This is a genomic window from Palleronia sp. THAF1, from assembly GCF_009363795.1.
GTDB lineage: Bacteria > Pseudomonadota > Alphaproteobacteria > Rhodobacterales > Rhodobacteraceae > Palleronia.
In genome coordinates, this window is record NZ_CP045420.1 from 805,816 (window position 1) to 819,201 (window position 13,386).

Genomic DNA, 13,386 nt, shown 5'->3' on the forward strand with positions numbered 1-13,386 from the left:
GGATCATGTGAGGCTTCCCCCAAAGCGGTCTTTGCGGCAAGGCTGTCAGCCATGTTCGACACCGTGACCCTTCCTGTATGGCTTTTTGCACTGATCATCCTGTTCGCAGCGGTGACCGCGCTGAGCCATGTGTTCATCCCGCCGGTTCGCTGGTTCCTGCGGCGGCGGCTGGAGCGGGCGGTGACCCGCCTGAACGAGCGTCTGACGGTCCCGATCCACCCGCTGAAGCTGTTGCGGCGGCAGGACATGATCTTGCGTCTCTCCTACGATCCGGTGGTGCTGGAGGCCGTGGCCCAGCACGCACGGGAAGAGGGCATCCGCGAAGACGTGGCCCATTCCACCGCCAAACGCTATGCCCGCGAGATCGTGCCGTCGTTCAGCGCGACCGCCTACTTCGGCTTTGCCACGCGTGTCGCGCGCTGGCTGTCGACGCGGTTGTACGACGTGCATGTCACGCGCGCTGAAGGGGGCGAGACACGTCCAGACGAAACGGTGGTCTTCGTGATGAACCACCGCTCGAACATGGATTACGTGCTGGTGACCTATCTGGCCGCCGACCGATCCGCCCTGTCCTACGCGGTGGGCGAATGGGCGCGCATCTGGCCGATCTCGCGGCTGCTGCGGGGGATGGGGGCCTATTTTATCCGGCGCCGCTCACGCAATCCGCTCTATCGTCGGGTTCTGGCGCGTTACGTGCAGATCGCGACGGCAGGTGGCGTGGCGCAGGCGATTTTCCCCGAGGGCGGGCTAAGCCTGAACGGCGCGGTCGGCCCAGCCAAGCTGGGGTTGTTCAGCTACATCGTCGACGGCTACGTGGAAAACGGGCGCGAGATTGCCTTCGTGCCGGTGTCGCTGAACTACGACCGGGTGTTAGAGGACAACATCCTCGTCTCTGCCGACCGTGCCGGGAATCGACGCTTCCGGGGATCCTTCGTGACCGGATCGGCCTTCGTATTGCGCTGGTTGTGGCGGAGGATGACCGGCAAGGTGCGACGCTTCGGCGTGGCCGCCGTCAGCTTCGGCGCCCCCATCCGGCTCAGCGATTTCGGCGCGACGCCGGATACCAAGGCTCTGGCGCGGCAGGTCATGGGTGCGATCGCTGCGAACGTGCCGGTGTTGGCCGCGCCCATGGTGGCGGCGTCCGTGCTGGGCGGGGCCCGGACGCGCGATACGGTCGTGGCCGATGTGGCGCGGATGCGAACCGAGCTGGAGGCGCGCGGTGTCCCGGTCTGCATTCCCGAGGAGCAGACAGAGGATGCCGTGGACCGCGCGCTGTCTCTTTATGTGTTGCGCCACGTGCTGACCCTGACGGACGGGCAGATCGCGCTTTTGGATCGCAGTGAGACGATCCTGCCGTTCTACGCGGCCTCGGTACCAGAATTGAATGCTGCGGCGCAGGAAGTTCGGCCCGAACCCGACGTCACCGGGACATAAAGTTACAAAATCGGGCCTTAGGTCTATTGCAATGTTTCGCGGTCCCCCGTAATTCGGTGGGGACAATTCACGCCGCACTGCGGCGCGCGATGAAGGAGTGCGATGGCCATGGCTGCAGATACTATGACGGCAACCGCCGAGAAGGACCTTTACGACGTGGGTGAAATCCCGCCGCTGGGCCATGTGCCCGCGCAGATGCACGCCTGGGCGATCCGGCGTGAGCGGCACGGCGAGCCGGAGGAGTCGTTCCAGCTTGAAACCGTCGCGACACCGCGCCCCGACAGCCACGAGGTTCTGGTTCTCGTGATGGCCGCAGGCATCAACTACAACGGCGTCTGGGCAGGTCTTGGTATTCCAATCAGTCCGTTCGACGTGCACGGTGCGGACTTCCATATCGCCGGATCGGACGCGTCCGGGATCGTCTGGGCCGTGGGCGACAAGGTGAAGACCTGGAAGGTCGGCGACGAGGTCGTGATCCACTGCAACCAGGACGACGGCGACGACGCCGAGTGTAACGGCGGCGACCCGATGTTCTCGCCCACGCAGCGCATCTGGGGCTATGAGACGCCCGACGGCAGCTTCGCGCAGTTCACCTGCGTGCAGGCCCAGCAGCTAATGCCGCGCCCCAAGCACCTGACGTGGGAAGAATCGGCCTGCTACACGCTGACGCTGGCCACCGCCTACCGGATGCTGTTCGGCCACCACCCGCATGAGCTGAAGCCAGGCCAGAACGTGCTGGTCTGGGGTGCGTCCGGCGGTCTGGGATCCTACGCAATCCAGTTGGCGAACACCGCTGGCGCGAACGCGATTGGCGTGATCTCGGAAGAGGACAAGCGCGACTTCGTCATGGGGTTGGGCGCGAAAGGCGTTATCAACCGCAAGGACTTCAACTGCTGGGGTCAGATGCCGACGGTGAACACCGACGAATACAAGGCGTGGTTCGGCGAGGTACGCAAGTTCGGCAAGGCGATCTGGGACATTACCGGCAAGGGCATCAATGTCGACATGGTGTTCGAGCACCCCGGTGAGGCAACATTTCCTGTGTCCACCTTCGTCGTGAAGAAGGGCGGTATGGTCGTGATCTGCGCCGGCACCACCGGCTACAACCTGACAATGGACGCACGCTATGTCTGGATGCACCAAAAGCGCATCCAAGGCTCGCACTTTGCGCATCTCAAGCAGGCGGCCAGCGCCAACCAGCTGATGGTCGAACGCCGCCTCGATCCCTGCATGTCAGAAGTGTTCGAATGGGATCAGATCCCAGCGGCCCACACCAAGATGCGCAAGAACGAACACAAGCCGGGCAACATGGCCTGCCTTGTCTCGGCGCCGAAAACCGGACTGCGCACCATCGAGGACGCGATAGAGGCGCGCCGCGGCTGACGCGCCTCCTCAAAACTGAATTGAAGCGCAACGGCCCGCCCTTCGGTGGGCCGTTTTGCATTCAGCACTCCCCACATATGGTGAGGCGACTTTCAATGAGCCTGGTATAGTCTGGATTTTGAAGACGCTGAGTAAGATTTTGTTAACCTTTCCTCTGAAAGTTGTCTCATGGAACGTGAATGGATGGTGCAGGTCCTCAAGGACCTTCGGGCTTTTGCTGAACTGAACGGGATGCAGTCACTTGCTCAGAAACTCGACGAGGCAAGCGACGTGGCCGACCGGACCCTGCGGGTGACGGACGAGCCGAAAGGTATGGGACACAGGCGATATGGCGCGGAGCCGAGAAGCACTGATAGAGAAGTTAGGCGCGATCACTGATCGGCGCGCGCTTGCGGATGCCATCTCGGGTCTGACCGAAGACTTCGAGACGGATCACGTTGTCTATCACTCTGTCAGTCACATAGGCGAGGAATTTGCCGCAGCGACGTACTCGCCCGAATGGCAAGATCACTATGAGGACGCAGGCCTGACGCGGATTGATCCAGTGGTCCGAGGGTGTCTGCAAAGCTACGGCCCGGTGCACTGGGAACAACTGGATTGGGACGCTTCTGTCGCGGCCAGCATGATGTCGGACGCCATCGATGCGGGCGTTGGGAATCAAGGTCTTTCCCTTCCGATCCGGGGGCCGGACGGCCAGTTTGCCGTATTCACCCTCAGCCATCGCACCAACGATGGCGCGTGGCAGCGACAGATGCAGGACCTTATGTCCGATGCGATCCTCGTGTCGCATTTCCTGAACCAGAAGGCGCTGGAACTGGTGGATGGGGCCGGAGGTCACATCGTCGGTCAACTGTCGCCGCGGGAAAGCGATGTGCTGTCGCTTTTGGCCGTTGGGCAAACGCGCAGTCAGGCGGCTGACACCCTTGGCATCTCTCCCCATACCGCACGCGTTTATATCGAAAGCGCGCGCCGCAAGGTCGGTGCGATGAACACGTTGCACGCCGTTGCGCGTGCGCAGTCACTGGGTCTTCTGTCGCTGTAACTTCGCGTTAACCCCGGCGCGCGCCTCGTTGCCGGGGCGCTTACCCCCACACCCCCAGTCTGCCCCCATCCAAACGGGGGCAAACATGATCCACATTTTCGACGGGGCAGAGATCAATCGCCGCCCGGCACTGCGCGACGACATGTTTCGGGACCGCGCTACGCAATTCGTTGAACGCAATGGCTGGAATATCAACGTCGATGCGTCGGGTCGCGAGATCGACCAATACGACCCTCTCGGTCCAACTTATATCGTCAGTGCCGACGGTGATCGACACTTGGGTTCGCTTCGATTGCTACCCACCACGGGCCGCACGATGCTGGCAGAGATTTTCCCTGACATCGCACCCCCGAACATGGCCCGTCCCGGCTGGGTCGAATGCACGCGCTACTGTATCGCGCCGGGTGCGCCGCGCCATGTTTCGGCGGCGCTGTTCCTCGCCACGCTAGAGCTGGGTTTGCAGCGCGGGTGGCACGGCTCGCTAGGGGTCTACGACCTGCGGATGATGCGCATCTACGCCCGTCTGGGCACGCCCGGTCGGATGCTGGGACAGCGCGGCACGGGCCGGGACGCGATTTGCGTTGGCGAATGGCGGTTCTTGCCGCATCTGGTCGATGTTCTGGCACGCCGCGCTGGAGATGAGCGGATCATGCGGGCCGCCTGACCTTTCGGGCGTCGGGCGGACCCGCTAGAAGGCGGCATGACCGAGACCCTTCCCACCCTGTCAGAAGACCAAGCCCGCGCCGAAGCACGTGTCATCGACATGCTGCGTGGTGCGGGCATCGATCTGGAGGAGGGTCGGATCACGCCGCTGTCTGAGGGCAAATCACAGGTTATGGCCGTCACCGGCAAGGCGGGGTCGGGCAAGACGTTGCTGATGGCCGCGCTTTACCGCGCCATGAAAGAGGCGGGCGTCGAGATCGTGTCGGGCGACTACGAATCCCGTCGCAAGAAAGACCGGCGCACGCTGGCGATCCTTGCGCCCACGAACAAGGCGGCAAGTGTTCTGCGCAACCGTGGCGTGCCGGCGACCACGATCCACCGCATCCTCTATACGCCAGTCTATGCGCCGGAATACGAGCGTATCGCCGAATGGCTGTCCGGGCAGGGAGAGCGGCCGGAGATCGAGGTCGAAGGCCTGACCGATGAGGCGCTGGACCGCGCATATGCTGCGTTTCAACAGATGAACTCGATCCCGGCGGCACTGGCGACCGCCGGTTTGCGGGGGTCTGACTTCATTACCGGCTGGAAGCGCCGCGAAGAGCCGCTGGATATCGGGATGGTCGACGAATCGTCGATGCTGGATAAGAAACAATTCGAGGATTTGCAGGAGATTTTCCCCTCTCTGCTGCTATTCGGCGATCCGGCCCAGCTTGCCCCCGTGCAACAGTCCGGCGAAATGGTTTTCGATCGCCTGCCCGAAGGCCGCGTTGCGAACTTGTCCCGCGTTCACAGGCAAGACGCCGACAGTCCGATCCTCGATCTCGCGCACGCCTTGGCTGATCCGGACCTGACCTTCGAAGCGTTCGAGCGGATGGTGTCGGAGGCGTCCGCCAAGGATGATCGCGTCGTGACGGCAGGGCGGGTCGAGGCGGCTAAGATGGCGCGCAGCCCCGTTCTGGTCTGGCGCAACGCCACCCGCATCCGCCTGATCCACGCCTTCCGCAACGCCTATGGCGCCCCCGCCGATGCGCTGCTGCCGGGCGAGCCGCTGATTTGCGACGGAATCGAACTGCCTCTGAAGCACCGCAAGAAGCGCATCGACCTTGAAGCGCGCGGCCTGATCAAAGGCGCTCAGGTCATCTACATGGGGCCGGGATCGAAGCCCGGTTTCAGCAAGATGCACGTGGTCGGCGCCCCCGATCCGCGGGTGAACGTGGCCAGTATCGTCAAGATCGAGATGCCGGACGAGGAAGAGCCGTTCATCCCCTTCGCCGCGCGCATGGGGGCCACGTTCCTGCACGGTGCGGCTTGCACGATCCACAAGGCGCAAGGCTCACAATGGCCAGAGGTTCAGGTCTTCGCAGACGATATCCGCATCGCCGCGCGCATGGGCCGGAACGAGGCTGGACAGCCCTTGTGGAAGAGGCTGGCCTATGTGGCGATCACGCGCGCCGAGGAACGGTTGTTCTGGGTCCAGCGCGCCATGCTCGCCCGCCCGACAGAGGCGCTGACCACCGACGATCTGCCCAGCACGCCGCAGCCGCTGAAGCTGGAAACCTCTAGTTCTGAAGATACCTGAACGCCGCCGACGCGCTCCACCCGGCCGCGATGGCGATGGCCAGCGACATCAGCGCGTAAAGCAGCGCCTGCTCATGCGCCATGCCGTACAGGAATTTCTCCAGCCCGACCTTCTCGACGTAGATCGTTTCTGACGCCTGCGACACGACTTGTCCGTCGCGCGTCAAAAACAGGCGCGCGGTGTAAATTCCGTCCACAAGGTTGGCAGGGAGTTCAACAGAGGTGTCGAACAGCGTGTCTTGTCGCAGGGTCACGGCATTCTGGTTCACTTGATAGAGGTCCGCCTCTTCGCGGATGCGGACCACGGCATCGGTGAAATTGGACCCGTCCTGGACCCCAAGACCGACTGACCGGATGGCCCGGTTGATGGTGATGCCGTGGCGCAGGTCAGCGGTTTGCGTCAGCACAAGGCTTAGCGGGCCGGTGGTGTTCACTGCATAAAAGCTTGGGGCCGCGTCGATCCTGACGCCTTCGGTGTTGATCCAGATCGGTCCGACGCGGGACTTGCGGCGCACCGTCAGCGGCGTTTTCGGACCTTCGACGGTGATGATGATGTTCAGGTCGCCCGGACCCAATGGGCCAGTGCGCTTGATCGCGCCGAAGATCAGGATCTCGGACCCGTCGAAATTGGCGCTGATATTGATGCGGCTTGTGGAAAGCCCGGCCACGAGGTCCTGCGCCTTTGCGGGCAGGGCCAGCGCCATCAGAAGAAGCACCCAGCGGATCATGCGGCACCGATGGAATAAAGCTCGGCCGGGCGCAGCAGCAGATCCAGACCCAGCTTGCCGCAGACCGCCAGCACAAGGATTGCGAGCGCGATGCGCAACTGTTCAGCGCGCAGATAGGTGCCCAGCTTTGCCCCGAATTGCGCGCCGACCACGCCGCCGACGATCAGCATGACGGCAAGCAACAGGTCCACCGTGTAGTTGGTGGTAGCGTGCAGGATCGTGGTAAAGGCGGTGACGAAGATGATCTGGAACAGCGAGGTGCCGATGACGACCTTGGTGGGCATCCCCAATAGATAGATCATCGCAGGCACCATGATGAACCCGCCGCCGACGCCCATGATCGCCGCCAATACGCCGACCAGAAGGCCGACCAATAGCGGCGGAAACACCGAGATATACAGGCCCGAGGTGCGGAACTTCATCTTCACCGGCAGCGCATGGACCCAGTTGTGCTTGCGCCGCGGCGCGCGTTTGCCGGACCGGGTATTGCGGATTGCGTTCAGGCTTTCCACGAACATCAGGGCGCCGATGATCCCCAGGAACAGCACATAGGATAGACGCACCAGAAGATCGACCTGGCCGAGCTCTCGCAGCAGGTTGAACACCCAGATGCCAAGGGCAGCGCCGATCAGGCCGCCGACCAGCAGCACGGTTCCCATGCGGAAATCCACGGTCTTGCGGCGCACATGCGCCAGCAGCGCGGAAAAGGACGCGGCGACGATCTGGCTGGCAGAGGTGGCAACGGCGACGGCAGGCGGGATGCCTACGAAGAACAGCAGTGGCGTGATCAGGAACCCGCCGCCCACGCCGAACAGCCCCGACAGCAGACCTACGACACCGCCCAGTCCCAGCAGAAGGAACAGGTTCACCGACACCTCGGCGATGGGCAGGTAGACTTGCACCGGCGCGTACCTCTGTTCAGTTGCCCGCCGCCAGCCCATCGGCCTCGTTTGCGGGGTAGTCAAGCCACGCTACAACGCGGGCAGCGCCGCGCGAAGGATCGTTTCCAGCTTGTTCGCCCCCAGCGGGGCCATTTCCTTGGTGTGCGCATGGCCGATCTGCTCGTCCGACATGCCGGCGGCCATGTTCGTGATCGCCGAAATCGCGGCAACCCGAAGGCCAAGGAACCGCGCCAAGATCACCTCTGGCACCGTCGACATGCCGACCGCATCCGCGCCCAGCATCTTGATCGCTCGGATCTCGGCGGGCGTTTCGAACGAGGGGCCAGAATACCACGCGTAGACGCCTTCGTGCAGGTCGGTGCCGGTGTCCTTCGCGGCCTGCGCGAGCGTCGCGCGCAAAGTCGGATCGTAGGCGTCCGTCATCGGTACGAAACGATCGTCCGTCGGCTCTCCGATCAGGGGGTTCAGGCCAGAGAAATTGATGTGATCCGTCAGCAGCATGACGGACCCGGTAGGCATATCGGGCTGCATCGACCCAGCGGCGTTCGTAGCCAGCAGGGTCTTAGCGCCAAGGGCAGCCAACACTTCCAGCGGAAACCGCATCGCGGCGGCGTTGCCCTGCTCGTAGTAATGCGCGCGGCCGCCCAGAACGGCGACGCGCCGCCCCTCCAGCGTCCCGAGAACCAGCTTCGGCGTATGCCCAGAAACACCAGCGTGCGGAAAGCCGGTTAGGTCGTCATAGGGGATTGCGGTGCCGTCGACCTTTTCGGACAGGTGCCCAAGGCCCGAGCCTAGGATCATCCCGAACTCGACCGGCGCGCTGCCCGCACGCTCTTGGATGGTTTGCGCGAGATCGCGCGCCGCTTGACTGATCATGCTAGCGCTCCTTCACGTAGGGTTCGCCGCCCGCGCGGGGCGGCGTGGCACGGCCCACGAAACCCGCCAAAATCACGACTGTCAGGATGTAGGGCAGGGCAAGGACGAAAGCATTGGGGATTTCGATGATGCCGAAATCGAGAGTCGAATAGCGGTTCGATACGGCCTGCAGGAACCCGAACAGAAGGCAGGCGAACAACGCATACCAAGGGCGCCATTTCGCGAAGATCAGCGCCGCCAAAGCGATGAACCCACGTCCTGCCGTCATGTCGCGGGTGAACCCGGCGGCCAGTCCGGTGGCAAGATATGCGCCCGCCAAGCCGCACAATAGCCCGCAGATCAGCACCGCTGCATAGCGCAACCGCACCACCGACACGCCTGCCGTATCCACCGCGCCGGGGTTCTCGCCCACCGCGCGCAGACGTAGGCCGAAGCGGGTGCGGAACAGCACCCACCACGTCGCAGGAACGGCCAGCAGGCCGACGTAGACAAGGATCGTATGCCCCGACAGCGCGTCGGCGTAGAACGGTCCGATGATGGGGATACTGGCGATCTGGTCGGCAAACGGCAGGTCCACCGGGCCGAAGCGTGATGCTCCGAAGAGCGATGGCGTGCGGCTGCCTTGGTTGAACCAATCCTGCGCAATCAGCACGGTCATGCCTGCGGCCAGGAAGTTGATCGCAACGCCGGAAATCAGTTGGTCCCCACGGAAGGTGATCGACGCGACGCCGTGGATCAACGCAAAGACCATCGAGGCTGCAATCCCGGCACCGAGGCCCAGCCAAACGTTACCCGTCTGCGCCGCGACGGCGGCCGAAAAGAACGCCGCAACCAGCATCTTCCCCTCAAGGCCGATGTCGAAGACGCCTGCGCGCTCACTGAACAGCCCGGCAAGGCAGGCTAGCAGTAGCGGCGTGGCGAGGCGGATCGTCGAGTCGAGGATCGGGATGATGTCGATGAAACCCATGATCTACTCCGCCGCCACGCCGGGTTTGGGCTGCTTTCGGAACCGCAGAAAGGCGCTTTCCAGCGGACGCCGCACCATGCCGTCGAGTGCTCCGGTGAACAGGATCACGAGCGCTTGGATCACCACAACCATCTCACGCGGGACGCTGGTTTCAAATTCCAGTTCTGCTCCGCCCTGATACAGCGCGCCGAACAGGATCGCGGCGATCAGCACGCCCACCGGGTGCGAACGGCCCATGAGTGCCACGGCGATACCCACGAAACCCGCGCCGAGCACGTTGTCCTGAATCAACCGCTCCTGCTCTCCCATCACCGCGTTGATCGCCATCAATCCGGCCAGCGCGCCGGAGATCAGCATGGCGATCATTGTTATCTTGGTGGGGGAAATTCCGGCGTATCGTGCTGCGGGTTCAGAATGACCGAAGGCGCGGATCTCATAGCCAAGCCGGGTGCGCCAGAGCAGCAGCCATAGGCCCCAACATGCGAAAAGTGCAACTATGAAGCTGATGTTCAGGGGGGTGCGCGCGAAGGAAAGCCCGAAAAGTCCAAATACCGCCTGCGCGTCCGGCAGCCGTGCGCCTTCTGGGAATCGAGCGGTTTCGGGCGCCATGGACCCCGGAACCTTCAGCGTTTCCACCAGTAGATAGACCAGCAGCGCAGACGCGATGAAGTTGAACATGATTGTGGTGATAACGATGTGGCTGCCGCGCTTGGCCTGCAAGTAGGCCGGGATCGCGGCCCAGGCTGCACCGAACACCGCTCCGCCCACGATCGCCGCGGGCAGGGCTAGTGTCCAATGCGGCCACGGCACCATCAGGCAGACCAGCGCCACGCCAAGGCTGCCCAGTTGCGCCTGACCCTCTCCGCCAATGTTGAACAAGCGTGCGTGGAAGGCGATGGCGACGGCGAGCCCTGTGAAGACGAAGTTCGTCGCGTAATACAGGGTATAACCCCAGCCGTAGGTCGAGCCTACGGCCCCGTTCACCATGATCTGCAACGCGTTCAACGGGTTCTCGCCGATGAAGGCGACGACGATGCCCGATACGATCAGCGCGAGTGCCAGGTTGATCGCGGGGATCAGCGCGATGTCGGCCCATTTCGGTAGCTTATCCATTAGCCCACCTTCCCGCTGGCACCCGCCAGGTTCGACTCGATCTCTTCCACGGAATGGTCGGTGTCCGTATCCGTGATCCCGGCCATCAATAGTCCCAGTTCGCGTTCGTTCGTTTGGTCGGGCAGACGTTCGCCCATGATCCGCCCGTCGAACATCACCGCGATCCGGTCGGACAGAGAGAAGATCTCGTCCAGTTCGACAGACACCAGCAAGATCGCCTTGCCCTGATCGCGCAGGGCGACGATCTGCTCGTGGATGAACTCGATCGCACCGATATCGACGCCGCGCGTGGGCTGACCAACCAAAAGCAGGTCGGGCTCCCTCTCCAACTCGCGGGCGATGACGATCTTCTGCTGGTTGCCGCCAGAGAAGTTCTTGGCGGTCTGCCAGCAATCCGTCGGGCGGACGTCGAATTTCTCTATCTTGGCGCGCGCGTCTTCGCGCAATGCGTCGTTGTTCATAAGGATGCCGCGGTTGTAGCGCGCGTCATCGTGGTAGCCGAAGCCGACGTTTTCCCAAGCGTGGAAGTCCATGATCAGGCCTTCACGCTGGCGATCTTCCGGCACATGGCCGATGCCGCGCTTGCGGCGGGTGCGGGCGTCGGATTTCAGACCGGTAAGGTCCAGAGGCTCGCCGTTCAGCAATACCTCGCCTTTGCCCTCGCGCATGCCGCCTAGCACTTCGAGCAACTCGGACTGCCCGTTTCCGGCCACGCCCGCGACGCCCAGGATTTCGCCGGCTTTGACCTTTAGCGATATTCCCCGCAGCCGCTGGACGCCGGATGCGTCCGTTACTTGCAGATTTCGAACATCAAGGACCGTGTCGCCAGTCCGTGCCGCGGCCTTGTCGACGCGCAGCAGAACCTTGCGACCGACCATCAGCTCGGCCAGATCCTCTGGGCTGGTTTCGGCGGTCTTCACCGTAGCCGTCATCTCGCCGCGGCGCATGACGGATACGCTGTCTGTGACGTCCATGATCTCGCGCAGCTTGTGGGTGATCAGAATGACCGTCTTGCCTTCGGATTTCAGCCCTTCAAGGATTCGGAAGAGGTGGTCGGCTTCGGTCGGCGTCAGCACGCCGGTCGGTTCGTCCAGGATCAGGATGTCGGCGCGGCGATAGAGCGCTTTCAGGATCTCCACCCGCTGCTGCATGCCGACGCCGAGGTTCTCGATCTTGGCGTCCGGGTCAACGTGCAGCTCATATTCTTCGGATAGCTGCTTCAGCAGGGTGCGCGCCTTGGCGAGCGATGTGTTCAGCAACGCGCCTTCTTCGGCACCCAGCACGATGTTTTCGAGAACGGTAAAGTTCTGCACCAGCTTGAAATGCTGGAACACCATTCCGATACCGGCGCGGATCGCCGCTTGGCTGTCGGTGATTTCTACCTTCTTGCCGCGCACGAAAACCTCGCCCGCGTCAGCTTTGTAGAAGCCGTACAGAATAGACATCAGCGTGGACTTGCCCGCGCCGTTCTCGCCGATGATGCCGTGGATCGTGCCCGGCATCACCGCAAGATCGATGTCTTTATTCGCCTTTACGGGGCCAAAAGACTTCGAGATGCCTTTGAGTTCGATGGCCGGTGCGGTCATGCGCGCCTCATCAAATGGAATGGCGGGCCCCGGATGGGACCCGCCGGTCATGCTATTGCCAGATCAGAACGTGATAGCGGGGCAGCTGTCGTCAGAGGTATAGTCGTGAACCTCCAGCTCACCCGAGATGATCGCGGCGCGCGCTTCGTCCACGGCGGCCATCATCTCTTCGGTGACCATGTCCTCGTTGAACTCGTCCATCGCGACGGCGACGCCTTCGGACTCCAGGCCAAGCACCTGAATGCCGGTCTCAAAGGTGCCTTCCTCGGCGGATTGGAAGGCGTCGTAAACGGCGTTGTCCACGCGCTTGACCATCGAGGTCAGCATCGTGCCGGGGAACATGTAGTTCTGGTTGGCATCGACGCCGATCGCCATGATCTCTTCGTCTGCAGCGGCCTGCAGGACACCGACGCCGGTGCCGCCCGCGGCGGCGTAGACCACGTCAGAGCCTTGGCTGATCTGGCTGCGCGTCAGTTCGGCGCCCTTCACAGGATCGTTCCACGCGGCGGGGGTGGTGCCGGTCATGTTGGCGATGACTTCGACGTCGTCACCGACGGACTTCGCACCCTGCGCATAGCCGCAGGCGAACTTGCGGATCAGGGGCACGTCCATGCCACCGACGAAGGACACGGTGTTCGACTCGCTGGCCATCGCGGCCATCAGACCGACCAGATAGCTGCCCTCGTGCTCGGAAAAGACGATGGACTGCACGTTCGGTTGATCGACGACCATATCGACGATGGTGAAGTTGGTGTCCGGATAGTCGGGCGCGACCTGCTCCAGCGTCGAGGCGTTGGCAAAGCCCAGAACCACGACGGGATTCGCTCCGCGCTCGGCCATGCGGCGCATCGTCTGCTCGCGCTGCGCCTCGGACGCCAGCTCGGTTTCCATGTACTCGCCGCCAGTCTCTTCGACCCAGCGCTGGGCGCCGGTGTAGGCGGATTCGTTGAATGATTTGTCGAACTTGCCGCCAAGATCGATGATCAGGCCAGGCTCTGCGAGGGCTGCGGTTGCGCTGATCGCGGTGATCGCGGTGGCGGCCATGAGTTTGCGGGTAACGGTCATCGGGGTCTCCCTGAATGTAGGTTCGAGGCGCTTCGGCCCCTTGTCGATG

General features: G+C 62.9%; 12 protein-coding genes. 5 read left to right on the top strand and 7 right to left on the bottom strand.

Annotation, left to right across the window (positions count from 1 at the left end; all coding sequences use genetic code 11):
- Positions 1-51: 51 nt before the first annotated feature.
- From FIU81_RS04065 to FIU81_RS04085, 5 genes are all read left to right on the top strand, one after another.
- Positions 52-1,434: a 1-acyl-sn-glycerol-3-phosphate acyltransferase gene (locus FIU81_RS04065; protein ID WP_124112005.1), complete on the top strand. Its 1,383-nt coding sequence runs from the start codon at positions 52-54 to the stop codon at positions 1,432-1,434.
- Between the two features lie 108 nt (positions 1,435-1,542).
- Positions 1,543-2,817: a crotonyl-CoA carboxylase/reductase gene (gene ccrA / locus FIU81_RS04070; RefSeq protein ID WP_124112006.1), complete on the top strand. Its 1,275-nt coding sequence runs from the start codon at positions 1,543-1,545 to the stop codon at positions 2,815-2,817.
- 328 nt (positions 2,818-3,145) lie between these two features.
- The gene (locus tag FIU81_RS04075) at positions 3,146-3,859 is read left to right on the top strand and encodes a helix-turn-helix transcriptional regulator (protein WP_124112007.1); all 714 of its coding nucleotides are present in this window, start codon (positions 3,146-3,148) and stop codon (positions 3,857-3,859) included.
- Between the two features lie 85 nt (positions 3,860-3,944).
- Positions 3,945-4,523 (top strand): acyl-homoserine-lactone synthase, encoded by a 579-nt coding sequence (locus FIU81_RS04080; RefSeq protein ID WP_124112008.1) that lies wholly within the window; start codon positions 3,945-3,947, stop codon positions 4,521-4,523.
- 36 nt (positions 4,524-4,559) lie between these two features.
- Complete coding sequence (locus FIU81_RS04085) at positions 4,560-6,101, top strand: ATP-dependent DNA helicase (RefSeq protein ID WP_124112009.1); 1,542 nt, start codon at positions 4,560-4,562, stop codon at positions 6,099-6,101.
- Here the strand turns inward: FIU81_RS04085 and FIU81_RS04090 are convergent.
- The 7 genes from FIU81_RS04090 to FIU81_RS04120 all read right to left on the bottom strand — a co-directional run bounded on the left by FIU81_RS04090 (position 6,082) and on the right by FIU81_RS04120 (position 13,337).
- Complete coding sequence (locus tag FIU81_RS04090) at positions 6,082-6,828, bottom strand: TIGR02186 family protein (RefSeq protein ID WP_124112010.1); 747 nt, start codon at positions 6,826-6,828, stop codon at positions 6,082-6,084. The genes FIU81_RS04085 and FIU81_RS04090 overlap by 20 nt on opposite strands.
- Positions 6,825-7,730, bottom strand: a complete 906-nt coding sequence (locus FIU81_RS04095) for a sulfite exporter TauE/SafE family protein (protein ID WP_124112011.1) — start codon at positions 7,728-7,730, stop codon at positions 6,825-6,827. Before FIU81_RS04095 ends, FIU81_RS04090 begins: the two co-directional genes overlap by 4 nt.
- Positions 7,731-7,799: 69 nt before the next feature.
- Positions 7,800-8,606 (bottom strand): purine-nucleoside phosphorylase, encoded by an 807-nt coding sequence (locus tag FIU81_RS04100; RefSeq protein ID WP_172971391.1) that lies wholly within the window; start codon positions 8,604-8,606, stop codon positions 7,800-7,802.
- Position 8,607: 1 nt separating this feature from the next.
- Complete coding sequence (locus tag FIU81_RS04105; protein ID WP_124112012.1) at positions 8,608-9,573, bottom strand: ABC transporter permease; 966 nt, start codon at positions 9,571-9,573, stop codon at positions 8,608-8,610.
- 3 nt (positions 9,574-9,576) lie between these two features.
- Positions 9,577-10,686, bottom strand: a complete 1,110-nt coding sequence (locus FIU81_RS04110; protein WP_124112013.1) for an ABC transporter permease — start codon at positions 10,684-10,686, stop codon at positions 9,577-9,579.
- Positions 10,686-12,272 carry an ABC transporter ATP-binding protein gene (locus tag FIU81_RS04115; RefSeq protein ID WP_124112014.1) on the bottom strand — a complete coding sequence of 529 codons (1,587 nt, stop codon included), beginning with the start codon at positions 12,270-12,272 and terminating at the stop codon, positions 10,686-10,688. The genes FIU81_RS04110 and FIU81_RS04115 overlap by 1 nt, the downstream gene beginning before the upstream one ends.
- A 63-nt stretch (positions 12,273-12,335) precedes the next feature.
- A complete protein-coding gene (locus tag FIU81_RS04120; RefSeq protein ID WP_124112015.1) occupies positions 12,336-13,337 on the bottom strand; it encodes a BMP family lipoprotein in 1,002 nt (333 codons plus the stop codon).
- Positions 13,338-13,386 lie beyond the last annotated feature (49 nt).

What these genes read in the sequence shown, in the direction of transcription:
- FIU81_RS04065 (WP_124112005.1), top strand. Translation starts at nt 52, where the DNA reads ATGTTCGACACCGTGACCCTTCCTGTATGGCTTTTTGCACTGATCATC.
- ccrA (WP_124112006.1), top strand. Translation starts at nt 1,543, where the DNA reads ATGGCTGCAGATACTATGACGGCAACCGCCGAGAAGGACCTTTACGAC.
- FIU81_RS04075 (WP_124112007.1), top strand. Translation starts at nt 3,146, where the DNA reads ATGGCGCGGAGCCGAGAAGCACTGATAGAGAAGTTAGGCGCGATCACT.
- FIU81_RS04080 (WP_124112008.1), top strand. Translation starts at nt 3,945, where the DNA reads ATGATCCACATTTTCGACGGGGCAGAGATCAATCGCCGCCCGGCACTG.
- FIU81_RS04085 (WP_124112009.1), top strand. Translation starts at nt 4,560, where the DNA reads ATGACCGAGACCCTTCCCACCCTGTCAGAAGACCAAGCCCGCGCCGAA.
- FIU81_RS04090 (WP_124112010.1), bottom strand. Translation starts at nt 6,828, where the DNA reads ATGATCCGCTGGGTGCTTCTTCTGATGGCGCTGGCCCTGCCCGCAAAG.
- FIU81_RS04100 (WP_172971391.1), bottom strand. Translation starts at nt 8,606, where the DNA reads ATGATCAGTCAAGCGGCGCGCGATCTCGCGCAAACCATCCAAGAGCGT.
- FIU81_RS04105 (WP_124112012.1), bottom strand. Translation starts at nt 9,573, where the DNA reads ATGGGTTTCATCGACATCATCCCGATCCTCGACTCGACGATCCGCCTC.
- FIU81_RS04110 (WP_124112013.1), bottom strand. Translation starts at nt 10,686, where the DNA reads ATGGATAAGCTACCGAAATGGGCCGACATCGCGCTGATCCCCGCGATC.
- FIU81_RS04115 (WP_124112014.1), bottom strand. Translation starts at nt 12,272, where the DNA reads ATGACCGCACCGGCCATCGAACTCAAAGGCATCTCGAAGTCTTTTGGC.
- FIU81_RS04120 (WP_124112015.1), bottom strand. Translation starts at nt 13,337, where the DNA reads ATGACCGTTACCCGCAAACTCATGGCCGCCACCGCGATCACCGCGATC.